This is a genomic window from Haloterrigena salina JCM 13891 (assembly GCF_000337495.1).
Lineage (GTDB): Archaea > Halobacteriota > Halobacteria > Halobacteriales > Natrialbaceae > Haloterrigena > Haloterrigena salina.
Map to the genome: position 1 here is coordinate 267,170 of NZ_AOIS01000067.1, position 24,392 is coordinate 291,561.

Consider the following 24,392-nt stretch of genomic DNA (forward strand, 5'->3'; position numbering starts at 1 on the left):
ATCTTAGTCCTCGCACTCCTCGAGCCACGAGCCGGCCCAACACTCGATCTCGTCGAAGACCGGTTCCAGGGACTCGCCCTTGGGGGTCAGGCTGTAGTAGGTCGCGATCGGGGCGTCCTCCTCGAGGCGGCGTTCGACGAACCCCATCTCGCCTAAGTCGTCGAGCACACGCGAGAGGGTGCGGGCGTTCGCGCCGGTCGAGCGCTTGAGTTCGTTGAACCGCTGTTCGCCAGAGAGCAGTTCGTGGAGGACCGCGAGCCGCCACTGGGAGCCGATCTGTTCGAGCGATTCGATGACCGGGCAGGCGTTGGGACCGTCGGTCTCGGGCGTCTCGTCGCGGGGTTGGGTCTGGGGCGAAGACATTCGCGTCGACTTTCGGCGCGGACCGCTTTAGCAGTTCGGGTTCGAACCAGCTAACACGACGTTAGTAGATTCGGCGAGTACACTACTATACACGCCGCTGACACGACGAACAGTCGGTCGACGAATGAATCGCTGCGAAGGCGACTGATGGGGACCGGGTCGTTCACCCGAGTGACCGCACCGCTACGCTCCCGGCCGGCGAGAGCGAGTTCGATCGCGCCAGGCCGAACGGGGCGACTTACGGGGAGTCTCTACGCGCGAATCCGCGACCAGTTCGGCCTCAAGGGACCAGCGTACCGATAGTCGGCAAACCGTGATATACGTCTGTGAAATGGCTACTGGGGTTCCGACCAGTTTCAGGTGATGTCCGGCGAGTTGCGTTGAACCGGAGCACGAGTCAGGCGTGGTCCCACTGGATTAGGCTCGCCTAAAACCGAATCGTATTAGTTCTTTTAGGCCAGCCGAAACCACATGGCAAACGACGCCAGCAAAGACGGGGCACTGACGCGGCGCGATTACATGACGTACGGCGGTGCGGTCGTCGGCGGAGGCCTGCTCGCGGGTTGTATCGGCAACGGCGACGGACCGTCCAAATCCGATGGCTCCTACACGGTGACGATGGATCCGATGGGCGAGGTCACATTTGACGAGGCGCCGGAGACCTGGATGTCGTTCCTCAGTACGTACGGTGACATGGGAATCGCGCTCGGCAAGGCCGACGGGTTGCAGGGACTCTGGGATCCGTCGAACTACCCCGAGTTCGTCTACGACTACTTGCCGGGCGTCGACGTCTCCCTCGACGTCCCGAAGATCGCGGGCGACAGTGGGTTCGACAAGGAGGTCTTCTACGAACTCGATTGTGATGTCCACCTGGTCGATCCGAACTGGCTTGGCGTTCTTTCCGACGACTGGACGGACGATGACATCGACGAGATCAGTAGTCAAGTCGCCCCCTTCTTGGGGAACTACATCCGCCGACGCGGCGACGAGTGGCATGACTATCGCTACTACTCGCTGTACGAGGCGTTCGAGATCGTGGCCGACGCGTTCCGCGAATCGGAACGGTATGATGCGTACCGAACGGTCCACGACGAGATGCGGTCGACGATCCAGTCGACGCTGCCGCCGACCGACGAGCGACCCACAGTTGGCCTCCTCTCGGTCAACTCCGACTTCGAGAAGGGATCGTTCTACGCCTACCCGCTCCAGTCGGGCAACAATCACAAACAGTACCGCGACCTCGAGATGCAGGGTGCCTTCGACGAGCACATCGACGGCAGTTACGCCAACTGGGACTACGAACAACTGCTGGAGGTCGATCCCGACGCGATCGTGTTCCAGTACGGGCTCACGCACGTCTCGACCGAGGAGTTCGAGGCCCTGATGGAGACGATGCGCGACGACCCGACCGGAACACAGTTGAGCGCCGTGCAGAACGACCGCCTCTATCGCGGCGGCGGCTCTTACCAGGGACCGATCGTCAACCTCTTCCAGACCGAGGCCGCGGCGCGACAGTTCTATCCCGATTCGTTCGGCGAGTGGAACGGACTCGAGACGCTGCGGGACGAGTCGTTAACGCTGTTCGACCGCCAGCGCATCGCGGACATCATCAACGGCGATAGCTAACGGTGGGGTCGTCGAAGCTCGTCACGCTCTCTTCACAGACGCAACGTTACGCTGAAAGGGCCGCTCGCTCCCGCGAGTCGTTGCGGGTGCAGCGCTTGCATCTCGATCGGAGTGCTAACGCCTCCGTCTCTACTGAACGCGAGTTTCAGGCCCGATACCGAATAAAGAGACTGTATTACCAACTACCGTGAGCGTCTCCACGATAGTCGGCAGGTTGTTTCTGTCAGCCACTGACGGTCTCGAGGGACCGGCTGAATCAAAACGGCTCGCCGCCGGTGGCATCTGAAGAGATTATCCCGCTTGACCACCGAGACCCTGTATGCAGTGGTGCGACCAGCCGACGAGATCGTCCGGGAGCGAGTATATGAGGGCCTGGAACCGAAGCCCGAAGGGGAACCTGGCATGACCGACGATCCCCTCCCAGCCGAACACCTCTCGCCGCTCGCCGCGCTCGTCGACGAAGTACTCGCGGACGTCGGCTACGAGGTGGCGGCCGCCACCGACGTCATCGACGACGCCGTCCCCGGCTACGGCGGTCTCTTCGACCCCGAGACCTCCTCGGACGAGCTGCGTTCCGCGCTCGAGAGCCTGCTGGAGTCGGGACTCACCCGGCCATCCGTCCCCGAGTCGACGAGCGACGCGTTCGTCCTCTACGTCGACGGCAGTTCGCGCGGTAACCCCGGTCCCGCAGGTGCGGGCGCCGTCATCATGGACGCCGCGGAGGACCAACTCGCCCGTCTCGGCCGCCCCGTCGGCTCCCGGACGGGGAACAACACCGCCGAATACGTCGCCCTCCAACTCGGGCTCTCCGAACTGTTGGCTCGCTACGAGCCGCGCAGGGTGGAAGTGCGCATCGATTCGATGACGGTCATCCGAGACGTCTGGGGCGGCGACGACCCGACGGAGCCGGGCGTCGAGACGTACAGCGAGGCCGTCGCGGCGGCGCTGGCGAGCGTTCCGGAACACCGGTACACGCATCTGGCCGACAGCGACCCGAACCCCGCCGACGCGTTGGCGACGGTTGGCGCCGATATCGCGGCCTTCGGACCGGGGTAGGAGCGGTACGCCGCTTCCGCTCGGCACGCGATTCGCGGCGGCTATCGGTGAGATCGGTTCCCGCTCCGTCACCGACTCGACCCCTACCGAACGGGTCACCCCTCGTTCGATTCGGCGACGCGATCCTCGAGCAGTCGGTCCTCGAGTCGCTCGAGCGCGCGCAGACAGACGGGCGCGTAGCCGGTCGCGGTCGGGGGCAGTTCGAAGGCGAGCCGACAGCGGTTCGCGCCGAGGTCGTCGACGCGGTGACTGGCACCCGGCAGTCCGAGCACGCGCCAGTTCCAGCGCCGTTCGGCGGGGAGGTACGCCGTGACGCGAAACGGAACCCACGCGCCGGGGATCCGAATTCGACCGCTCGTGTCGAGTCGGAGCCGTCGCTCGGTCGCCTCGACGCCGGTCACGAGGGGCGACCACTCCGGCCAGCGGGCGGTGTCAACGAGCAGGTCCCACGCCTCGGATGGGGGTGCGTCGACGACGTGCGAGACCTCGAGTCGCCGGCCGTCGGGCGTTCGCGTCCGCCGGAGACGAGTCATCGTACACGACGGTACGGCGGCCTCGACAATGGGGTTTGCCCGGGACCTTCAGGGGCCACTAGACTTTACTGGGGTGGCTCCCTCCCTCGGGTAACGAATGGCGATACTCGAAGTCGACTCCCTCCGCAAAGAGTACGGCGGCTTCACGGCCGTCGAAGGCAGCTCTTTTGCAGTCGAGCGCGGCGAGGTGTTCGGCGTCGTCGGTCCCAACGGCGCGGGCAAGACGACGACGCTGAAGATGCTCGCCGGGCTCATCGAACCGACCGCCGGCGCCGCCGCAGTCGCCGGCCACACCCCCGGCGAACCCGCGATGCAGCGCCGACTCGGCTTTCTCCCCGAGGAGTCTCCCCTCTACGAGGAGATGACCGCGAACGGCTACCTCGAGTTCTTCGCGGACCTCTACGACGTTCCCGCCGAGGTCGCCCGCGAACGGATCGATCACACGCTCGAGCGCCTCGATCTGGAACACCGCGATCGACGCCTCGGCAACATGTCGAAGGGGATGAAACGCAAGGTCGCGATCGCGCGGGCGCTGGTCAACGATCCCGACGTGCTCATCTTCGACGAACCCGCGTCGGGGCTCGATCCGCTCACGACGAACTACATCATCGAATTCACGCGCGAACTGAGCGACGAGGGAAAGACGATCATCTTCAGCGCGCACAACCTCTTTCACGTCGAGAGCGTCTGCGACCGGATCGTCATCATGAACGACGGGCGGATCGTCGCCCGCGGGACCGTCGACGAGATCCGCGACGCCCACGGGGGCACGGAGTACCGCGTCTACGCGACCGTCGACGCCGGCGGCGACCCCGTCGCGGGCGAACCGGTCGACGATCGTCGCGACGGCGACGCGGCGACCGAGTTCCGCCACGTCGTCGGCGACATGGCCGCCGTCGAGGCCGTCCGCGAGACCGTCGAGGGCGAGGGCGGTCGCGTGACCGATATCCAGACGAAGACGCCCAGCCTGGAGGAGATCTTCCTCGAGGTCGCCAGCGAACCGGCCGGAGACGGCGACGGTCTCGCGAGCGGCCGCCCCGACCGGCGAACCGAAACGGACGCCGCGGCGCGGACGGACGACGGAACTCAGCGATCGGACGAGCGAGAGCCCACCGAGGACGCGGCGGAGGCGGAGACGTGAGCGACGAGACCGACCAGAATCCGGACCGTCGATCGCGGTGTCACCGACTCCGCGGCGCGCTGGCGCGGACGGCTCGGATCTCCCGCTGGGAGGTCTCCCGGAGCGCGGGCACCGTCGATCGGAAGACGGTGCTCGTGCTGGCGGCGCTGGCGCTCGTCGTCGGCCTCGTCGGCGTTTCGGCCGCCGGCGAAGGGGTCGGCCTCGAGGACGAGATCTACGTCGTCGCGGTCGACGAGGACAGCCGGTACCACGACGTCGCCGTCGAGAGCGAGGCGTTCAGACCGATTCCCCTCGACGAACTCGTGGTCGAGAGCGGCGACGAGGCCAACGCCGACGTGGTGGTGACGCGAAACGGCGAGCTCGCCCGCTACGGACCCCACGGAGCGGCCGCCCACGACGCGTTCGTCGAGGCAATCGACGCGTACAACGAGGAGCGCTTCCGCCAGGAGGCCAACGAGACGGCGGCCTACCCGGTCCACGTCGAACTCGACTATCAGGAGCGCAATTTCGACGGGGAAACCGAGCAGGGCGGACGCGACGGATCGTCGAACGGCGATTCGGACGGCGGGACCGGAACCGGTCCGGCCGAGAACGGAACCGGCGACGACTCGACGGCTGACGGAACCGATGGCGAGGGCTCGGGCGACGGCTCCGGCGACGCCGCCGATGGAGACACCGACGGGACCGATCGAAACGACGGGACTAGCGATGACGGAGACGGTCGGCTGCAGGTGCCGAACATCGGCGGCGCCGGCGGCGCAGTCGACGGAACCGTCGGACCGCCGGGATCGATTTCGCCGCCGTTTCCCTTCCAGTCGCTGCTGCTCGCGTTCCTGTTCGTCGTCCCGATGAACTTCGTCATCCAGGCCTACGGGAGCACGATCATGGACGAGCGGGTCAAGCGACGCGGCGAACTGCTGCTCGTCTCGCCGGCCTCGAGACGCGAGATCGTCGCTGGCAAGACGCTACCGTACCTGCTGGGGCTGGTCGCCGTCGCGGTCGGGATCACCGTCGCGGTCCGGGGCGGCCTCCTCTCGGTCGCCGCGGCGATTCCGATCGCGCTGCTGTTCCTCGCGGCGACGTTCGCCGGCGCGATGCTCGCCCGCTCGTACAAGGAGCTGACGTTCGTGACGGTCACGATCAGCGTCTTCCTCACGACGTACACGTTCATCCCGGCGGTGTTCACCGACGTGAACCCGATCGCGCTGATCTCGCCGCTGACGCTGATCGTGACGGATCTGCAGGGCGAGTCGGTCTCTCTCGGTGAGTACGTCTTCTCGACTGCGCCGTTCTACTGCAGCGCCGCGGTCTGTTTCCTGCTCGGGATCGGCGTCTACCGCGAGGAGGACATGTTCGCCCAGAAGGCGCTCCCGGCGAAAGTGCTCGACGCGATCGCGAGCCGGCTGCACGGTTACCGGAGCGTCGCCGTCCTGACGGCGCTGTTCATTCCCTTCGTCTTCGCCGGCCAGTTGCTCGCCGTGGCCCTGCTGTTCGCCGTCCCAGAGCAACTCGCCGTGCCGCTCGTCATCGTCCTCGCGGCAGCTATCGAGGAGGTCGCCAAGAGCGTCCACGTCTACGCCGGCTTCGTCCGCTCGCGGTTCGAGGCCTCCCTGCGCGTCGCCGCCGTCCTCGGCGTCTGCTCCGGCGCCGGCTTCTTCGTCGGCGAGAAGCTCACACACGTCGTCCAGTTCGTCGGCCTCCCCGAGTTGACCGTCGGCGCCGCCGCCTTCGGTCCCGAGCTCTCGGGCGATCCGCTGCTGGCCGCGGCGGTCTTCCTCGCGCCGCTGGTCTTGCACGTCGTGACGGCCGTGATCTCGGCGATCGGCGCGAGTCGCAGTCGGATCGACTACGCGCTCACCGTCGTTCTGGCGACGCTCGTTCACGCGATCTACAACCTGGGGGTGATCGCCCTTGTCGCGTGATCGCTCGAGCGACGAGTCGACGCCGATCGAGCGCGGACCGAATCCGCCGGAACCGGCCGGCGACGGCGACTCCCGGTTCTCCCTGCCGTTCGGCCCGCGCTGGGCCGTCGCCCGCCGCGAGCTCGGGTCGCTGCGCTCCGAGAAGACCATCGTCCTCGCGCTGGCGATCCAGCTGGTCATCGCGGCCTTCTCCTCGTTTCTGGTCGTCGGGCTCGTCTCGCTGTACGATCCGAGCTCCGTTGGCGACTCCGATAACCGGGTCGCGATCACCGGTGCCGACGAAGCCGATATCGAACGGCTCAGCCAGCTCGCCAGCGAACAGGACGGTCTCAAGCCGACGGCCGCCGAGTCCAGAGCCGACGCGTTCGCGGCCTTCGACGAGGGGCAAGTCGCGGCCGTCCTCGAGGTGACCAGGGACGCGGACGGGCGACTGGTCGTCGACGCGACCGTCCCCGACGGGGGGCTAGAGACGACGCTGCTGATCGTCCAGCTCCAGGAACTCCTCGAGACCCTCGAGCACGAGGAACGACTCGCTAACGCCGACGCCCTGGAAGCCCCGCCGCTCGACGTCCCCGACGAGGTCGGCGCGAGCCCGTACCTCGAGTTCACCTACACGATCCTCGTCCCGCTGTTGCTGTTCCTGCCGGTGTTCATCAGCGGCTCGATCGTCGTCGACTCGCTGATCGAGGAGCGATCCCGCGGGACCCTCGAGTTGCTCCGGGTCAGTCCGCTCTCGCTCGTGGACGTGGCCGACGCGAAGCTCCTGACGATCGCCGCGCTGGCGCCGGTACAGGCGGTCGCCTGGCTGCTTCTGCTCGCGTTCAACGAGACGGTGATCGCCGCGCCGGCGGCGCTGATCGTTCTGGTCGCGGCGTTGGCGCTCGCCGTCACCGCGGCCGGGGCGGGCGTCGCGCTCGTCGCCCCCGACAGGCGGCAGGCCCAACTCGCCTACTCCGGCGGGATCGTCGGCGCGCTGGTGCTGTCCACGTTGCTCCCCGAGCACCCGGCCAACACCGTCGCCAAGTTCGCCATCGGTAGCGCTACGGCGACGACGTGGCTGTCGCTCGCGACCTACTGTCTCGTCGCGGTCGGCGGCTATCTTGTAGTCAGGCGCGGCATCGGCCGGCTGGCGGCCGACTCCCTGTAGCCGTCGGACGCCGAACGGATCGAACTCCGTGCGGTGGCGTGCGCTGAGCTGCGGTGAACGAACAGTGAACCGCAGCACGGAGACGCGCGAGGGACGAGGACCGCAGCGACCAGCGGGAGCGAGGACCGCAGTCGGTTGGGGAGGGTGGGGAAATCATCGTTGCCACGGTAGTAGTGCGACCGAGTCGATTGGGGCTTCGACGACAGATCCCGGCCAATCACACGGACGTCGGTCGAAATCGTCCACTGTAGGTATCGAAGAGTCGTTCAGTGGTACTACCGTGGCAACGGGGAATCGCCGCGCCCTCCCCAACCGATTCACTCACTCCCTTCGGTTGCTCACTCATCTCTCGCATGATTTTACCCCGCGGTTCACTGTTCGTTCACCGCGGTCCAGTGCGCGCCACCGAACGTCGATTGCACGGTTCGGAGCCCACCGTCTCGAGACCCGACTGCGCAGATATCGAGCGACTCGAGCCGTCTCTCGACAACACCTGCCCGTACGGTGGCGCGAGAAAAACGGAAAACCGAACGGAACCGATCGATGGCGGGCGGCGGTACGACGCGATCGCACTACCGAATAACGGGACTCAGACCTGTTGTCCGCCGTGACGCTCGTCCCGGCGACCGTCAGTTGCCCCGGCACGTACTGTTTTTTCGCCGGCGGCCGTTCGCCCGGTATGGAGTACACCACGCTCGGTTCGACCGGCATGGAAGTCAGTCGCCTCTGTCTGGGCTGTATGAGCTTCGGCTCGAGCGACTGGCGCGAGTGGGTCTTAGACGACGAGGAGAGCGCGGAAATCATCGATCGGGCGATCGACCTCGGGATCAACTTCTTCGACACGGCAAATATGTACTCGAAGGGCGAGTCCGAACGGATTCTGGGCGAGGCCCTCGAGGGCCACCGGGAGGAGTCGGTCGTCGCGACGAAGGGGTACTTCCAGATGCGCGAGGACGACCCGAACTCGGGCGGGCTCTCCCGGAAGGCGATCGAGCAGGAACTGGAAGCGAGCCGCGAGCGACTCGGGATGGACACGATCGACCTCTACCAGATCCACCGCTGGGACGACGACACGCCGATCGAGACGACGATGCGGGCGTTAGACGACGCCGTCCGCCGGGGTCACGTCCGCTATCTCGGCGCCTCCTCGATGTGGGCCCACCAGTTCGCCGAGTCGCTCCAGACGAGCGATCGGCTGGGCCTCGAGCGGTTCGTCACGATGCAGAACCACTACAACCTCGTCTACCGCGAGGAGGAGCGAGAGATGTTGCCGCTCTGTGAGAAGGAAGACGTCGGCGTCGTGTCCTGGTCGCCGCTGGCGCGGGGCTATCTCACCCGGCCCCACGAGGAGATCGACGCGACGACCCGCGGCGAGAACGAGGAGCACCTGTACGATCACCCCTACCGCGAGGGCGGCGGCCGGGAGATCAACGAGCGCGTCGCCGAGATCGCCGCCGACAAGGGCGCGACGATGGCCCAGATCTCGCTTTCGTGGCTGCTCCACAAGGACTGGGTCGACGCCCCCATCGTCGGGACGACCAGCGTCGAACACCTAGAGCAGGCCGTCGAAGCGCTCGAGATCGATCTCTCCGCGTCCGATATCGCCTACCTCGAGGAACCCTACGAGCCGGTGCCGGTATCGGGACACAGCTGAGGCTATGACTGGGAGGGCGATACCGTCTCGGGCTCACGGAATTTCCGTGACGGCCTCGCGCAGCTCGTCCTCGGTCCCCCACTCGTACAGCCGTCCCTCGGACTCGAACAACTCGAAGACCCCGTCCTCCATCCAGCCGTAGGGGTGGTCCTCGTCGGCGTCGGGGTACGCCCGCTTCAGGACGTGGGTCTTCGCGAAGTACTCCTCGGTGCCCGCGAGCAGCCCCTGTTCGACGAGGAAGCCGCTGGGCTCCTTCTCGGCGACGCCGACGACGTGGCTCACGAGATCCGCGAGCAGGCAGAACTTCGCGATGCCGTTCTCCCAGTCGCCGCGGACGTCGCTCATGAGGAACGCGTAGGCGTCGTCGCGCCGGTTGAGGCGGTCGACGACGAGATCCAGCCGGCCCATCGGTCTGGGATCGTAGTTTCCGAGGACGAAATACGAGCGCTCGGTCTCGTAGATCGGCGTCAGATCGCTCAGCGCGCGGAGCAGTTCCTCGTTGTCCGCAAGCGAGCGCTCCTCGGCCTCGAGGCGCTCCGTCGCGCTCGTGAGCACTGCCTCGGGAACGGGCGGCGACTCGTCGGTCATACCCCACGGTTCAAAGGAGACGACAATAGGGTTTGCTCCACGGTTTCCGTTTCCGAAACGCGGCCGGCCGCTAGAGAGTACTCGGGGGGTAAATTACTCCGAGGTAATTTACTCCAGGGTAAACTACTTGATGGAGGGATCCGTAGGGCCTCGCATGAGTACCGACGTGGGCGCGGCCGACGGGGCAGCGGGGCGCGAACTCCTCCACTTCGTCACCCAGGAGACCCGGTTCGCGATCGTCGCCAACATCCTCCAACACCCCGAGGGGCTGCCCTCGATGTACGAACTCGAGGAGCTGAATCCCAGCGTCAGCGACGCGACCGTCTACAAACACGTCCAGAAGCTGATCGACGCCGGGATCGTCGAAGCGGTCGCGTTGCCCGACGACGAGCGCCGACAGGGTTACCCCTGGAAGTTCTACGGCCTGACCGACGGGGGCCGGGCGTTCCTCGAGCGACACAACCTGCTGCAGGCCGAGGCGACGCTCGAGCGGATCTACGGAACGATTTCCGATAAATCCGAGAAAATGGTCAAATACGAGAACGCGCCGCGGCCCGGCCGGAACTGAGTCCAGACTCGGGTTCGAGTCGTTTCTCGCGCTACCCCTCAGCCGCCGCCTCCGCCAACGCGGTCTCCAGCGCGTCGATCTGCTCGGGGAGCCGGTCTCTGTACGCCTCGGCGCGCTCGCGTCCTCGCTCCGCGAACCCCTCGTAGACGTCCGGATCGTCGAGTTTCCCGAGCGCTTCGGCCCAGGCGTCCGGATCAGCGTACTCGTCGACGAGCAGGCCCGCGCCGCCACAGGCCTCCGGGAGTCCGCCGCGATGGCTCGCGACGACCGGGATGCCGTTCCACATCGCCTCGAGGACGACGCGGCCGAACGTCTCCGCCCAGACGGACGGCACCAGCAACACGCCCGTCTTCGCGTAGACTTCCAGAATCCCCGGCTCGCTCGTGAACGCGACGTTCTCGAGGTCGTCGAACGCCACGTCGGTCGGTCCACGCTCCAGGATCTCCGCCTCGGGAACGTCGGGCGGGGCGCCGTGGAACGTGCTGCCCTGGAGGTGCAGCGCCTCGACGTCCCAGCTGAAGTCGTCGTTTCGGAAACTGTACCAGCCGCCCTTCGCCAGGAACTCCCGGTCGGGGAACCGCTCGGCGACCGCTCGGAAGGTGTGCCCGCCCTTCATGTCGATCGGGTTGATCATCGAGATCCGATCCGACGGCCCTTCGGGTGCGGTGTAAAAGTCGAAGTCGATGTGCGGGTAGACGAGCGTCGAGTCGCGCCCCCAAACGCTCGTGATCCACTGCTGGGTGTACCGCGAGTTCGCGACGAACCGCGTCGGCGAGAGCTCGGCGACGACCTCCTCCGTCGCGTGGGTCGTCGTCAGCGAGAGGACAGTCGGGATACCGTGCTCCGCGGCCGCCTCGAGCGCGATATCGGCCCAGAGGTCTTGCACGAGCGCGACGTCGTACTCCCCGTCCGCTAGCCGTGCCGCGATTTCGTCGCGCGGCTCGAAGCCGGACAGTTCCGTGATCTCGATCCCGCCCTCGACGCGCGAGACGTCCGATTCGCCGCGGCAGATGACGTCGATTTCGACGCCCCGTTGGCGAAGTTCGTCGATCCACTTGTCGGCCGTGTTCGCCGCGCCGCCGATCGAACTGATCGGGTTCGACGCGCTGATGTATGCTATCTTCATGCTGTCGGGAGCCGAAGTAAACGGCGAACGCGAATAGGACGTTCCCTCAGCCGTCCGGCAGTTTATAACCCCTCGGGAGTCCCTGCCGGAGCGGCCAGTCAACTCATGAACAGCCGCCGCCCCGCGCGCTCGTGGCGCATCCCCATGATCTCGGCCAGCGGTGCGAACGAAACCATCGCGTCCGGCTCGTCGTCGACGTGGCGCTCACAGACCGCGGTGATCGCGGGCTCGAGGGCCGCGAGCGCCGACTGGATCTCCGTGTGGCCGAACCGGCCGAGCCGTTGGGCCGCGCCCAGCAATCCCGTCACGAACGAGTGGGCGTGGGCCAGGCAAGCCTCGCGTCGCGAGAGCCCGCGCGCCTGCGCGACGACGCCGAAGGCGACCGGGTAGTGGCACGGCGTCTCGTCGGCCGCGACGGCGTCGGCGAAGGCCGACTCGAGGTCGGAGCCGTCGGACTCGGTTTCGTCAGAACCCTCGGCGCCGTCCTTGGTGTCGGTCTCGGCAAGTAGCTCGCAGAGCTTCGCCCCCGCTTTCGTCGAACTCTCGCGGAACTCGCGAGGCATGGTTACCGCGTGGAGGCGTTCGTCGACCGCCAGCAGCGCCTCGAGGTCCCCCGCCGCGCTCGCCGCGTGGGCGTTGGCCAGCGCCACGGTCTCGCAGGGCCCGACCACGCGCCGGAGGTAGGCCGCGATCAACTCCCGCAGGTCGTCGCCGTCTTCGATCCGATCCTCGTTGATGTACTGCTCGAGGCCGTAGGAGGCCGTGTACCCGCCGACCGGCAGGAACGAGTCCGAGAGTCGAAGAGCCGAGAGGAACGCGCTCGCGTCCGATATCCGGTCAGAATCCAGTGTCCGGTCCGAGTCCGCGTTCGGTTCCGGAGGTTCCGGATCCACGTTCCTGTCAGTGGTCATGGTCGTGTTCGGGGGAGTGGCCGTGGCTGTGTTCGGCGTGGTCGTGGCCCTGTCCGTCGTGCCCGTGAGCGTGCCCGCCGTGTTCGTGGGAGTGATCGTGCCCGTGCTCGTGCTCACCGCCGTGACTGTGCTCGTGATCAACGTCGCGAGCGCCGGCGTCGTCGATATCCGTCACGAACAGGTCCGCCTCGACGGTCGTCTCCCGGAGCTCCGAGCCCGGGACGACGTCGGCGACGACGCGCTCGGCGATGTGGCGGTCGGCCTCGAGCGGAACGTAGACGACGCCGTCCTCGACCGCGAGATCCCAGTGCTGGTTGCCGATGCGGTGACCGAGTTCGACCGCGGCCTCGAGCGCCTCGTCAGTCGCGTCGGGCAAGGAGACGGCCAGCGCGTCCCGCGGTTCGAAGGCGACGACGATCATCCGGTCGTCCTCGACCAGCAGCACGTCGCCGGCCGAGACCGCGGCCCTGTCCACGATGACGCCGACGTCCGTCCCGGCGTCGGTCGTCGCGCGGAACCGCGAGCGCCGGCGGTTGTCCGCGTCGACGACGACGCGCTCGAGGGTCCCGCGCTCCTCGTGGTCCGCCCGTAACGCGGCCAGTTCGTCGTCGGCGTGGATGTTGCCGACGACGCCGTCGATGCGCTCCATCAGTATCGCCGGTCGGCGGGTGCGCCGACTCCCAGTAGCTGTCGTCTGGTCTCGTCCCACGCGGACCGGAGCGTCTCGGTCACGTCGGCCTCGCGGTCGCCGAGGATGCGGACGATCGCGCCGACCTCGTGGGGAAGCGTGGAGACGCCCGCTTCGACGTCGTCGCGGTCCGAGAGTCGCTCGTGGACGCCCTCGATCAGCGACTCGAGGGTGGCCGATTCCGCGTCGGTCTCCACAGCGGCAGCCGTCGCCCCCGCGATCTCGTCGCTCGAGGCGGGCGCGAAGACGTACAGCGAGCCGACGACGTCGTACTCGCCGACGCTGGCCGGATCGCGCGGTTCACGCTCGCTCGGCCGCAGGTCGACGGCGTCGGCACAGACCAGCCGACCGTCGTGTTCGGCCTCGACGCGCGCGTGATAGTGGTCGAAGCTAAAGGACTCGTGGTCGGTCAACCCGTCCGGAACCAGCACGTCCGCGACGACGACGCAGGCGTCGTCGGCGAGGTCGACGTCGATCGTCTGGAGACAGCGCGCGTCCTCGTTGACGATCGTCGGACCCGGCACGTACTCGAGGTAACTCCCCGATTCCGCTCGGAGCGTGGCGTCGAGGTGGGCGTAGTTGGCGTCCATGCTGTGGACCTTCGTCGCGCTCTGGGTCGTCACGTGCGCGCGAGCCCCCTCACGGGTCTCGATCCGCAATCGATGCCGGTCGCCCTGTGCCACGCCGCCGGTGGGCTCCTGCGCGACGAGGGTCGTCAGCCCCGGCGCCGGATCGGTCTCGAGGGTGCCCGTCAGGTGGTAGGGGACCTTCACGCGATCGCGGATCAGCCGCGTCGGGCCGTCGCCCCGCCGGGCGAACGTCGCCTCGAGCAGGCCGTTCTTCCCCGGGCCGCCGGCCGGCGCCTGCGCGAGCGACTCGTCGGCGTAGCCCTCGAAAGCCGGCGGCAGGGGCGTCCCCTCGTCCGGCGGTGAAGAGCGCCCCGCGCTCACGCGAACAACACCTCCCGCTCGACGTGCTCGAGCACCGCGTCGACCCCCTCGGCGTCCTTGCAGTTGGTGAAGACGAAGGGGTCGTCGCCGCGCACCTCGCCGGCGTCGGCCTCGATCACGTCCAGATCGGCGTCGACGTGGGGCGCGAGATCCGTTTTGTTGACGACCAGCAAATCGGCCTGCGTGACGCCGGGCCCGCGCTTGCGCGGGATGTCTTCGCCCTCCGCGACCGAGATTACGAACAGGAAGTAGTCGGCCAGTTCGGGGTTGAAGGTCGCGGCGAGGTTGTCGCCGCCGCTCTCGATCAGGACGACGTCCAGTTCGGGGTGGCGCTCGGTGAACTCGTCGACGGCCGCGAGGTTCATCGAGGGGTCCTCGCGGATGCCGGTGTGCGGACAGGCGCCGGTTTCGACGCCCTCGACGAGATCCTCCGGCAACAACTCCGCGAAGGACTCCCGGAAGACGTCGGCGTCCTCCTGGGTCATGATGTCGTTGGCGATGACGCCGACCTCGTAATCCCGCTCGACCAGTTCCGGGACGAGTCGCTTGACCAACGCCGTCTTCCCGGAGCCGACGGGACCGCCGAGGCCGACCTTCGCGACGTCTCGGTACCCCATTACTCCACCTCCCCCTCGAGGTCCTCGCCGGGGTCCGGATCGACCGTCTCGAGTTGCTCGGGGCCGTCGGCCCGGATCGGGTCGTGGATCGTCACGAGCTTGGTGCCGTCGGGGAAGACGGGTTCGATCTGGATCATGTCGACCATCTCGGGGACGCCGTCCATCACGTCTTCGCGAGTGAGCAGCTGGGTCGCCTCCGAGCGGATCTGCGAGACGGACTTGCCCTCGCGGGCGGCCTCGCAGGCCCAGTCGGAGATGTAGGCGACCGTCTCGGGGTGGTTGAGCTTCACGCCGCGGTCCTTGCGTCGCCGGGCGAGTTCCGCGGCCATGAACACCGTGAGCCGCTCCATCTCCTTCGGCGAGAGATTCATTCCCATCGGCTCACCTCCGTCGGGCGGCTCGAGGCCGGTCGCGTCGGTCGTAGTTGCGTCGTCGATGCGGTCGGAATCGTCGTCGGAGTCAGGGCTGTGTCTTCGGAGTCCATCGTTCAGAGCAGGTATCGCTGTGCGAGCGGCACTTCTTCGGCCGGGTCGCAGGTGACGTGTTCGCCGTCCACTTCGACCTCGAACGTCTGGGCATCGATCTCGATGTCGTCCGGGCAGTGGTCGTTGTGCAGCATGTCGGACTTGCGGACCTCACGCGTGCCCGTGACGGGTCGAACGGGCGTTTTCAGGTCGTAGGCGTCGCCGACCTCGTTCTCGGAGGCGGCCTCGCTGACGAACGTCACCGAGAGCCCGTGTTTCGCCCGGCCCTGCGCGCCGGCGCGCTCGCGGCCGATCACCGGTTCGCAGGTCATCAGCGAGCCGTTTGCCTCGCCCATCTGGGACCAGACCGGGAAGCCGCCCTTGATGACCGCCTTGGGCTTGACGCCGAAGAAGGCCGGATCCCATAGCGCGATGTCCGCGAGCTTCCCGGGCTCGAGCGAACCGACGTAGTCGTCGATCCCCGCCGTGATCGCGGGGTTGATCGTGTACTTGGCGACGTAGCGCTCGATGCGGGCGTTGTCGGCGTCGGTCCCCTCGTCGGCCTCGAGCGGGCCGCGCTGGGCCTTCATCTTGTGGGCGGTCTGCCACGTCCGACCGATCAGTTCGGCCATCCGCCCCATCGCCTGCGAGTCGGTGGTCATCATCGAGATGGCCCCCGTGTCGTGGAGCACGTCCTCGGCACCGATCGTCTCGGCGCGGATACGTGATTCGGCGAACGCGACGTCCTCGGGGACGTCTGGGTTGAGGTGATGACAGACCATCACCATGTCCAGGTGCTCGTCGAACGTGTTCTCGGTGTAGGGCATCGACGGGTTCGTCGACGAGGGCAGCATGTGCTCGTGGCCGATCAACTCGAGGACGTCCGGCGCGTGGCCGCCGCCGGCGCCCTCGATGTGGAAGGTGTGGATCGCGCGCCCGTCGATGGCGTCGAAGGTGTGCTCGACGAAGCCCGATTCGTTGAGCGTGTCCGTGTGGATGCAGACCTGAACGTCCTCCTCGTCGGCGACCTCGAGGCAGGTGTCGATCGCGGCGGGCGTCGAGCCCCAGTCCTCGTGGAGCTTCATGCCGCAGGCGCCGGCCTCGACCTGCTCGCGGAGCGATTCCGGTCGGCTGCTGTTGCCCTTCGCGTAGAAGCCGACGTTGACCGGCCAGTCCTCGGCGGCCTGCAGGAACCGCTGAATATTGCGGGGGCCGGGAGTACAGGTCGTCGCGCCGCCGCCGAAGCCGCCGCCGAGCATCGTCGTGACACCCGACCCGAGCGCGTGCTCGACCAACTGCGGGCTGTTGAAGTGAACGTGGATGTCCAGCGCGCCGGGCGTCGCGATCAGCCCGTCGGCGGGAATCGTATCGGTGCTCGGCCCGATCACCATGTCGACGCCGTCCATCGTGTCTGGGTTGCCGGCCTTCCCGACGCCGACGATCTGCCCGTCGCGGACGCCGATGTCGCCCTTGCAGACTCCCAGCACGGGATCGATGATCACGACGTTCGTAAAGGCCCAGTCGAGGGCCCCTTCGGTCTGGGTCGTGCCCGACTGCATCCCCATCCCGTCGCGCATCGTCTTCCCGCCGCCGAAGACGGCCTCTTCGCCGAGGACGCCGTAGTCGGTCTCGATTTCCGCGAAGAGGTTCGTGTCACCGAGCCGGAGGCGATCGCCCTCGGTCGCGCCGAACAGCTCCGTGTACTCCTCGCGAGGGAGGTCGCGGCTCATTCGTCGCCCTCCGTCGATTCGCCGGCCGTCTCCGCGATGTAACCGCGCTCTCGAGCGCGCTCCATCGCCCGTGCTTCGATCGCCTCGTCGTCGAGGTCACCGCCGACCAGTCCGCCCATGCCGTGTACGATCCGGTCGCCGCCGATGGCGACGAGATCGACCTCGCGCTCGCAGCCGGGTTCGAAGCGGATCGCGGTTCCCGCCGGAATGTCGAGGCGCATGCCGTAGGCAGTTTCACGATCGAACGCGAGTCCGGGGTTGATCTCGAAGAAGTGAAAGTGCGAGCCGACCTGCACGGGTCGGTCGCCGGTGTTCTCGACGGTCACCGTCTCCGTCTCGCGGCCCTCGTTGAGCCGAACCGGCTCCTCGGCCGGGCGCAACTCGCCCGGGACGAACTCGCTCATCGGTCGATCACGCCGGACGTGGCACCGACAGCTGTGCGCAAACGATAGCTCATCATGACGCCAGATAGGCGGACGAACAACGTAAATAGATTCGTGGACAACAATACTTGCCCAGGTAATTTCGAGATTCTAGCAGAAGGCGCATAAAACCGAATTATGCAAATTCCGATTGATAACTGGACTACAAGGACCGACTATTCGTTCGATTATTCGCTCGCCGTCATGTCTTCCGTCCCCTTGAGCGCCGCTCACGGCACATGGGTCGGTCTACCGTTCGCGGTGGTGGACTGCGACCACTTCCGAACCGATTCCTTACGTCCGATCGCCAGGCCGCCGCTCGAGTCATCGTACCCGAAGATCCGACCCGAACTTGACGATTCGGCGAAATAATACGGGATTGAGAATCGAATACAACACCTGCATCCTAAAACAGTATCGGCGGTCGCGAACGGACGACGCGACGCGGCGACTCGAAGCCTGTGCCCATTCGTCGACTAATATTGGCATAATACGCTGGTCGCAAACACAATTTCGGCAAGAAGGTTACAATTCCCATTCCGTCCGGAACGTGAACGTTTGCCAAATCGGTGCGTAGAGGCGGAGTGCCGCGGAATATTGTCGAGTTATCGGAGAGATACGAGGACGCAATATTCATCGTTGATAGCTGCATGTTGTTCAAGGATCCCCGATAGCGGCTGTCTGCGGGGGCTTCAGTAGAATTCGCCGTTCGTCGATCCACGGAGTATCGCTCTTCGATGCCGCCGTTCGACGAATCCGGCGAACGTTTGCAGCTATACGCGGACGAAATCGGATATTCCTCCGGAGTACTAGGGGATACAGTTACATTTTGGATGGTTACCCACTACCCGAGACAACTATAGCAATTGTACTCCCTTGAGACAATCCTTTTATATCTACTCTATTTTCAAGCACTCAGAGATATGATCGGACAATCGTGGCCCATATATCGAGATACGTTCGGGAAGGGGAAAGGAATTCGACCGGCTGCCGACGGAGGGAAACCGAGATGAGCGCGCCGACCGATTCGACGGGTGCGATCGGCGCCGGTGATCGCGCGTGACCGGCCGTCGGTGCTCTCGACGCGACGTTATCGCCGGGGGTTCCGCGAGCGTTCTCGCCGGACTCGCCGGCTGCGTCGCGGAAGGCGGCCTCGTCGGCCTCGGCGACGGCTCGAGCGGGCCGACGGTCGCCATCCTCGAGGACCGCTCCGGGACGTTCGCGCTGACGGGGACGGCCAAGTACCGGACGACGAAGCTGGCCATCGAGGAGATCAACCGCGACGGCGGGATTCTTGGCGAGGAGATCGAGGTCTTTGCTCCGGACCCGCAGTCGGACAACATGCGCTATCAGGACCTCACCCGGTACGCGATCTACCGGGAGGACGTCGACGTCATGTGGGCCGGCTACTCGAGCGCGACTAGGGAGGCGATCCGGCCGATCGTCAACGAACACGAGCAGCTGTACTTCTACACGACCCAGTACGAGGGCGGCGTCTGCGATAAGACGGTGTTCCCGCTGGGCGCGACGGCTCGCCAGCAACTCGGCGCGGTCGTCCCCTATATGATCGAGGAGTACGGCGACGAGATCTACACGATCGCCGCGGACTACAACTTCGGGCAGCTCTCGGGCGACTGGGTGAAGATCATCGCCGAGGAACACGGCGCCGAGGTCGTCGGCGAGGAGTACATCCCGTTGAGCGAGTCCCAGTTCGGCTCGACGATCAACGACATCCGATCGGCCGACCCCGACTTCGTGATGTCGATGCTCGTCGGCCAGGACCACTCCTCGTTCTACGAGCAGCGGCTGGCCAGCGGGCTCACCGACATCCCGATCGGGACGTCGACGAACATGGCACAGGAGCGCGAACACCTCCGAATCGACCCGCCCGCGCTGGAGGACGTCTACGCCGGCGTCAGCTACATGGAGGAGCTGCCGACCGACCGCAACGAGGCGTTCGTCGAGCGCTATTACGACCGCTGGGACGACGCCGAGTACATCAACCAGGAGGCCCAGAACAACTACTTCTCGGTCTACCTCTACAAGGAGGCGGTCGAACGCGCGGGCACGTTCGATCAGGAGGCGGTGATCGAAGAACTCGAGAGCGGAATCGAAGTCGAAGCGCCGGAGGGCGACGTCGCGCTCGATCCGACGACCCACCACGTCGAACACAACATGCGAGTCGCACACGCGGACGAGACCCACGAGATCACCTTCGACGACGAGCGGACGATCGAACCAACGTTCCTGCACGACGTCGGCTGCGATCTCACGAGCGAGGCCGAACAGACGCAGTACGAACCGGCGGACTACTACGAGGTGGTCTGACCGTGGCGGCACCGGAACTCCTGAACCTCGGCTTCGAGTTCGTCGAGATCTTCGCCTTCATCGTCCTCGCGACGGTGGGACTGGCGGTGATCTTCGGCATGATGGGGATCATCAACCTCGCTCACGGTGAGTTCATCCTCGTCGGCGCCTACGCGACCTCCTTCGCCGTCGCCGCCGGCCTGCCGCTCGCGGTCGCGATGGCCGTCGGCGTTGTCGCGACGGCCGCTTTCGGGCTCGTCCTCGAGCGATTCATCATCCGTCGTCTCTACGGACGGCTGCTCGACTCGATGGTCGTCACGTGGGGGATCAGCCTCGTGATGATCCAGCTCACCCGGATCGCCTTCGGCAACACCGCCCCCGGCGTGGGGATCCCGTTCGGCCAGCTCCCGGTCGTCGACGGGCCGGTCTACTACCTCGTGCTCGCCGTCATCGCGGTCGGCGTGCTCGGCGGGCTGTACGCGCTGTTCACGTGGACGGACTTCGGCGTCCGCGCACGCGCGACGATGCAAGACGAGGAGACCGCCCGCAGCATGGGCGTCGACACCGATCGGATGTACATGGCGACGTTCGCCATCGGCTCCGGACTCGCCGGTCTAACCGGCGCGCTGTACGCGCCCGTGATGACCGTCACGCCCGAGTACGGGACCAGCTTCCTCGTCGAGTCGTTCGTCGCCGTCGTCGTCGGCGGCTCCTCGGTCCTCCTCGGGACGATTCTGGCCAGCGGATTCCTCGGCACGGTCAACGCCGCGTTCACGAACCTCGCCGGGACCTTCATGGGACAGGTCGCGATGCTGGTCGCCGCCATCGTCGCCATCCGCCTGATGCCCGACGGGATCACCGGACTGCTGTCCGATCTCCGCGAGAAGTGGGGTGAGAGCGAATGAGCGTCGGTTCGAGCGACGGACCGCTGGCCGGACTCCGCCGGCCGTTCGAGGGACCGAACACGATGGGGAACACGCCGGGCTTCTGGCTCGGCTTCGTCGTCGCCGTAGCCGTTCTCGCGGCCTTGCCGGTTCTCTTCGGCTACTACGCCGCCGAGATCGGCGCCGTGTTCCTCGCGTACGCCCTGCTGGGCGTCAGCCTCGCGTTCATCTGGGGTTACTGCGGCATCCTGAGCTTTGGCCAGGTGGTGTTCTTCGGCGTCGGCGGCTACGCGTTCGGCGTCGTCGCGATCAACGTGCCGACGCTGACCGGGGCGACGCTGGGGCTGCTGGCCGCGATCGCCGTCTCGACGTGCTTCGCCGCCGCGCTGGGCTACTTCATGTTCTACGGCGGCGTCCGGAACGTCTACGTGACGATCCTGACGCTCGTCGTCGCGCTGGTCCTTTACACGTTCATGGGCCAGACCGCCGGCGGCGAGTGGGCGATCGGCGACGCCCGCCTCGGCGGGTTCAACGGGATGAGCGGCGTCCCCGACCTCGGGATCGGAATCGGTTCGACGGGTCTCGAGATCGGGATCGTCGCCCACTACTACGTGACGCTGGGCGCGCTCGTGGCGACCTACCTCGGGCTGCGCGCGCTGGTCAACAGCCACTTCGGGTACGCGATGGTCGCGACCCGAGAGGACGAGAGCCGGACCGAGATGTTCGGCTACAACACGACGTTCATCAAGTTCGCCGCGTTCACGATCGGCGGCGCGATCGCCGGCCTCAGCGGCGTCCTGTTCACGACCCAGAACAACTACATCGATCCGAGCGTCTTCGGGATCACCGCCGCCGCCCTGCCGGTCGTCTGGGCCAGCGTCGGCGGCCGGACCTCGCTTCTGGGCACCGTCGGCGCCGCGCTCGCGATCCAGTTCCTCGACTACCAACTCGCGCTCTCGGGCAGCGAGTGGGCGCTGGTGATCATCGGCTCGCTGCTGGTGTTCGTCGTCCTCGTGATGCCCGAGGGGGTCGCGCCGCGGCTCCGCGATATCGTCGTCGACTACCGATCGTCCGAACCGACGCCGGCGGACGCGCCGGCCGGCACTGAGGAGGTGAGCGACTGATGGGGGCCAGCGATCCGACCGTCATGACGACGCAGGCCGTCGACGAGACCGGCGAGGGCTCCTCGCGGATCCTCCAGACGCGGAACCTGCGCAAGGAGTTCGGCGGTCTCACCGCGACCGACGACGTCGACTTCGCGCTCGAGGAGGGGGAACTGCGCTGTCTCATCGGCCCCAACGGCGCGGGGAAGAGCACCTTCCTCAACCTGCTGACGGGCCAGCTCGAGCCCACGGCCGGGAAGATCTATTACGACGGTCACGACGTCACCGACCTGCCCTCGTACGAGCGGGTCGATCGCGGCATCAGCATGAAGTTCCAGGTGCCGAGCATCTACGAGGGGCTGACCGTCGCACAGAACCTGCGGATCCCGCTCCAGCAGGTCGCCGACGGCGACGCGTTCGAGACGCGAACGCGCGAGATACTCGAGCGCTTCGACCTGCTCGCCGAGCGCGATACCGTCGCGTCGAATCTCTCGCACGGCCAACAGCAGCGACTGGAGATCGGGATGGCGATGGCCCTTGAGCCGACCCTCATGTTGCTGGACGAACCGGTCGCCGGCCTCTCTGTCGAGGAGACCGCCGAGATCGCCGACCTGCTGCGGGAGATCTCGGACGACGACGGCGTCGCGCTGATCGTCATCGAACACGACATCGACTTCGTCGAATCGATCGCGGATCGCGTCACCGTCCTCGATCAGGGCTCGATCTTCCGGGAAGGCTCCGTCGAGGCGGTCAAGAGCGACCCCGAAGTCAAGCGGATTTACCTGGGGGAAGATCACTGATGCTCGAACTCACGAACCTGCGCGCGTCGTACGGCAAGACACCGATCCTCCGCGGCGTCGACGTCACCGTCGACGAGGGGGAGATCGTCGGCGTCATGGGGAAAAACGGCGTCGGGAAGACGACGCTGATCAAGGCCGTCGTGGGCCTGCTCGAGGCCGACGAGGGAACCGTCGTCTTCGACGGCGAGGACGTCACCGACGAGCCGGCCGACGTCCGCGCCCGCCGCGGGATGGGCTACATTCCGCAGGGGCGGGACGTCTTCCCCGAGCTGACCGTCGAGGAGAACCTGCGGATGGGCGAGACGATCAACGAGGGCGACGACCGCCTGCAGTACGAGGCCGTCTACGACTACTTCCCGATTCTCGAGGAGCGCCGCGACCAGGAGGCGGGAACGATGAGCGGCGGCCAACAGCAGATGCTCGCGATCGGGCGCGCGCTGATCGGCAACCCCGAACTGCTCCTGCTCGACGAGCCCTCCGAGGGCGTCCAGCCCTCGATCGTCCAGGACATCACGCGGGACCTCCGGAGCGTCAACGAGGAGGTCGGGACGACGATCTGCTTCGTCGAACAGAACCTCCACGTCGTGCAAAACCTCGCGGAACGCTGCTACGCCATCGACAAGGGAGAGATCGTCGACGAACTCGGTCCCGACCGCCTCGAGTCCCGCGACGCGGTGACGGAGTACTTGGCGGTGTGAGCCGCGACCTCGAGCGTCGACGAGGGGAACCGCCAACTCGAGTCCTGACCGACTAGGAGAACCGCGAGGCGATGTCGGCCTCGGTGATGATCCCGACCGTCTCGCCGGCCTCGGTGATCATCACGGCCTTGTAGTGCTCGAGCAGGTTGCTGATCTCGTCTAGCGTCGCGTCCTTCGACACCGTCGGGAAGCTCTCGCTCATGTGCTCCTCGACGGGTTCGTCGCGGGCCTCCGAGTCGAGGTGGACGAGGTCGCCCTGACTGATCGAGCCGACCGGAATGCCGTCCTGGATGACGGCGAGCTGGGAGTAGGCCTCCTCCTCCATCTTCCGGGCGGCTTCCTTGACGGCGTCGTCGGGGGCGACGTTGACCACGGCCTCGTTCATCAGGTCCTCGGCGCGGACGACGTCGCTCTCGGCCTTCTCGAGGGCGTTGACGATTCGGCGCAGCGTCGAGAGCCGCGGGTCGACGTCCCCGCCCTCGATTCGGGCGATCAGGGGCTGGGAGACGTCGGCCGTCTCCGCGAGTTCGCTCTGGGTCAGCCCGAGTTCGGTGCGGCGCTGGCGCAGATCCGCGGGCGTCGGAAGTTCCATACGGTACAATAACTACGGGTTATCAAAAATACTTTGCGTTGGGAGACTGTCCGAAGGAGAATAGGCGCGACGTTCACGCGTAAAATGCTAAAATGAATATGGAGAACATCGGAGATATAATTGATTTAGAGCGAGCAACGATAGCCATCCTTTTAACAACTACTACAGCTATTTTCAATTATATTGGCATATTTGGAGTAGAAAGGCAGATCTTTTCTGTGACGGATCTTATACTATGGCTCTTAGTCGGAATTATCATTGCATATATACTTCTCCCAGTCGTAATCTCGTGTAGTACATATATCATAGAGCGCTTTTTAGGCATTTCACGATAATTCTACTAGGCTATTCTTCTCGTATGGGATACAGACGCCTGCCAGTGGGTTTTTGCGATATGGACCGTATTGTGCGCCTCGCGTATATGGATCGATCACGACTCGAGGAGATCGCCGCCATTCTTGAGATCACAACATCGGATGATAGAACCGGTGTACGCCTTCTA

At 66.0% G+C, this 24,392-nt stretch carries 24 protein-coding genes; 12 read left to right on the forward strand and 12 right to left on the reverse strand.

Features of this window, described 5'->3' with window-relative positions:
• Positions 1 to 3: 3 nt before the first annotated feature.
• Positions 4 to 363 carry a winged helix-turn-helix transcriptional regulator gene (locus tag C477_RS22090; RefSeq protein ID WP_008896802.1) on the reverse strand — a complete coding sequence of 120 codons (360 nt, stop codon included), beginning with the start codon at positions 361 to 363 and terminating at the stop codon, positions 4 to 6.
• Positions 364 to 834: 471 nt separating this feature from the next.
• Between C477_RS22090 and C477_RS22095 the strand changes: the two genes are divergently transcribed.
• Both C477_RS22095 and C477_RS22100 read left to right on the forward strand, forming a co-directional pair.
• Complete coding sequence (locus tag C477_RS22095) at positions 835 to 1,989, forward strand: ABC transporter substrate-binding protein (protein ID WP_008896803.1); 1,155 nt, start codon at positions 835 to 837, stop codon at positions 1,987 to 1,989.
• A 402-nt stretch (positions 1,990 to 2,391) separates the two neighbouring features.
• Positions 2,392 to 3,045, forward strand: coding sequence for a ribonuclease HI family protein (locus C477_RS22100; RefSeq protein WP_008896804.1), 654 nt, complete (start codon positions 2,392 to 2,394; stop codon positions 3,043 to 3,045).
• A 95-nt stretch (positions 3,046 to 3,140) separates the two neighbouring features.
• On the opposite strand, the gene C477_RS22105 is transcribed toward C477_RS22100, so the two are convergent.
• Entirely contained in the window at positions 3,141 to 3,578 is a 438-nt protein-coding gene (locus C477_RS22105; protein WP_008896805.1) for an SRPBCC family protein, read from the reverse strand.
• Positions 3,579 to 3,675: 97 nt separating this feature from the next.
• Here C477_RS22105 and C477_RS22110 point away from each other — a divergent pair, with 97 nt between their 5' ends.
• The 4 genes from C477_RS22110 (at position 3,676) to C477_RS22125 (ending at position 9,442) form a co-directional block, all read left to right on the forward strand.
• Positions 3,676 to 4,719, forward strand: coding sequence for an ABC transporter ATP-binding protein (locus C477_RS22110; protein ID WP_008896806.1), 1,044 nt, complete (start codon positions 3,676 to 3,678; stop codon positions 4,717 to 4,719).
• Positions 4,716 to 6,641 carry an ABC transporter permease family protein gene (locus tag C477_RS22115; RefSeq protein WP_008896807.1) on the forward strand — a complete coding sequence of 642 codons (1,926 nt, stop codon included), beginning with the start codon at positions 4,716 to 4,718 and terminating at the stop codon, positions 6,639 to 6,641. Before C477_RS22110 ends, C477_RS22115 begins: the two co-directional genes overlap by 4 nt.
• Positions 6,631 to 7,788 carry an ABC transporter permease gene (locus C477_RS22120; protein ID WP_008896808.1) on the forward strand — a complete coding sequence of 386 codons (1,158 nt, stop codon included), beginning with the start codon at positions 6,631 to 6,633 and terminating at the stop codon, positions 7,786 to 7,788. The genes C477_RS22115 and C477_RS22120 overlap by 11 nt, the downstream gene beginning before the upstream one ends.
• Before the next feature lie 679 nt (positions 7,789 to 8,467).
• Entirely contained in the window at positions 8,468 to 9,442 is a 975-nt protein-coding gene (locus tag C477_RS22125) for an aldo/keto reductase (RefSeq protein ID WP_008896809.1), read from the forward strand.
• A 33-nt stretch (positions 9,443 to 9,475) separates the two neighbouring features.
• Here C477_RS22125 and C477_RS22130 read toward each other — a convergent pair whose 3' ends face one another.
• Entirely contained in the window at positions 9,476 to 10,030 is a 555-nt protein-coding gene (locus tag C477_RS22130) for a hypothetical protein (RefSeq protein ID WP_008896810.1), read from the reverse strand.
• 154 nt (positions 10,031 to 10,184) lie between these two features.
• Here C477_RS22130 and C477_RS22135 point away from each other — a divergent pair, with 154 nt between their 5' ends.
• The gene (locus C477_RS22135) at positions 10,185 to 10,598 is read left to right on the forward strand and encodes a winged helix-turn-helix domain-containing protein (RefSeq protein WP_008896811.1); all 414 of its coding nucleotides are present in this window, start codon (positions 10,185 to 10,187) and stop codon (positions 10,596 to 10,598) included.
• Between the two features lie 31 nt (positions 10,599 to 10,629).
• Here the strand turns inward: C477_RS22135 and C477_RS22140 are convergent, their stop codons facing one another.
• The 8 genes from C477_RS22140 to C477_RS22175 form a co-directional block, all read right to left on the reverse strand.
• Positions 10,630 to 11,724 carry a glycosyltransferase family 4 protein gene (locus C477_RS22140; protein ID WP_008896812.1) on the reverse strand — a complete coding sequence of 365 codons (1,095 nt, stop codon included), beginning with the start codon at positions 11,722 to 11,724 and terminating at the stop codon, positions 10,630 to 10,632.
• Between the two features lie 98 nt (positions 11,725 to 11,822).
• A complete protein-coding gene (locus C477_RS22145; protein WP_083870337.1) occupies positions 11,823 to 12,635 on the reverse strand; it encodes an urease accessory protein UreF in 813 nt (270 codons plus the stop codon).
• Positions 12,625 to 13,284 (reverse strand): urease accessory protein UreE, encoded by a 660-nt coding sequence (gene ureE, locus C477_RS22150; protein ID WP_008896814.1) that lies wholly within the window; start codon positions 13,282 to 13,284, stop codon positions 12,625 to 12,627. The genes C477_RS22145 and ureE overlap by 11 nt, the downstream gene beginning before the upstream one ends.
• Positions 13,284 to 14,273, reverse strand: a complete 990-nt coding sequence (locus C477_RS22155; RefSeq protein ID WP_008896815.1) for an urease accessory protein UreD — start codon at positions 14,271 to 14,273, stop codon at positions 13,284 to 13,286. Before C477_RS22155 ends, ureE begins: the two co-directional genes overlap by 1 nt.
• Positions 14,270 to 14,890: an urease accessory protein UreG gene (ureG, locus tag C477_RS22160; protein ID WP_008896816.1), complete on the reverse strand. Its 621-nt coding sequence runs from the start codon at positions 14,888 to 14,890 to the stop codon at positions 14,270 to 14,272. Before ureG ends, C477_RS22155 begins: the two co-directional genes overlap by 4 nt.
• On the reverse strand, positions 14,890 to 15,267 hold the full coding sequence (locus tag C477_RS22165; protein WP_008896817.1) for an urease subunit gamma: 378 nt from the start codon (positions 15,265 to 15,267) through the stop codon (positions 14,890 to 14,892). The genes ureG and C477_RS22165 overlap by 1 nt, the downstream gene beginning before the upstream one ends.
• Before the next feature lie 110 nt (positions 15,268 to 15,377).
• Positions 15,378 to 17,084 (reverse strand): urease subunit alpha, encoded by a 1,707-nt coding sequence (gene ureC, locus C477_RS22170; protein WP_008896818.1) that lies wholly within the window; start codon positions 17,082 to 17,084, stop codon positions 15,378 to 15,380.
• Positions 17,081 to 17,488, reverse strand: coding sequence for an urease subunit beta (locus C477_RS22175; RefSeq protein WP_008896819.1), 408 nt, complete (start codon positions 17,486 to 17,488; stop codon positions 17,081 to 17,083). Before C477_RS22175 ends, ureC begins: the two co-directional genes overlap by 4 nt.
• A gap of 1,077 nt (positions 17,489 to 18,565) precedes the next feature.
• Between C477_RS22175 and C477_RS22185 the strand changes: the two genes are divergently transcribed.
• The 5 genes from C477_RS22185 to C477_RS22205 are packed head-to-tail and all read left to right on the forward strand — an operon-like array spanning position 18,566 to position 23,298.
• A complete protein-coding gene (locus C477_RS22185) occupies positions 18,566 to 19,834 on the forward strand; it encodes an urea ABC transporter substrate-binding protein (RefSeq protein ID WP_008896821.1) in 1,269 nt (422 codons plus the stop codon).
• Between the two features lie 2 nt (positions 19,835 to 19,836).
• On the forward strand, positions 19,837 to 20,718 hold the full coding sequence (gene urtB / locus C477_RS22190) for an urea ABC transporter, permease protein UrtB (RefSeq protein ID WP_008896822.1): 882 nt from the start codon (positions 19,837 to 19,839) through the stop codon (positions 20,716 to 20,718).
• A complete protein-coding gene (locus C477_RS22195; protein ID WP_008896823.1) occupies positions 20,715 to 21,821 on the forward strand; it encodes an ABC transporter permease subunit in 1,107 nt (368 codons plus the stop codon). Before urtB ends, C477_RS22195 begins: the two co-directional genes overlap by 4 nt.
• On the forward strand, positions 21,821 to 22,600 hold the full coding sequence (locus C477_RS22200; RefSeq protein WP_008896824.1) for an ABC transporter ATP-binding protein: 780 nt from the start codon (positions 21,821 to 21,823) through the stop codon (positions 22,598 to 22,600). The genes C477_RS22195 and C477_RS22200 overlap by 1 nt, the downstream gene beginning before the upstream one ends.
• The gene (locus C477_RS22205) at positions 22,600 to 23,298 is read left to right on the forward strand and encodes an ABC transporter ATP-binding protein (RefSeq protein ID WP_008896825.1); all 699 of its coding nucleotides are present in this window, start codon (positions 22,600 to 22,602) and stop codon (positions 23,296 to 23,298) included. The genes C477_RS22200 and C477_RS22205 overlap by 1 nt, the downstream gene beginning before the upstream one ends.
• 52 nt (positions 23,299 to 23,350) lie before the next feature.
• Here the strand turns inward: C477_RS22205 and C477_RS22210 are convergent, their stop codons facing one another.
• Positions 23,351 to 23,890, reverse strand: coding sequence for a CBS domain-containing protein (locus C477_RS22210; protein WP_008896826.1), 540 nt, complete (start codon positions 23,888 to 23,890; stop codon positions 23,351 to 23,353).
• Positions 23,891 to 24,392 lie beyond the last annotated feature (502 nt).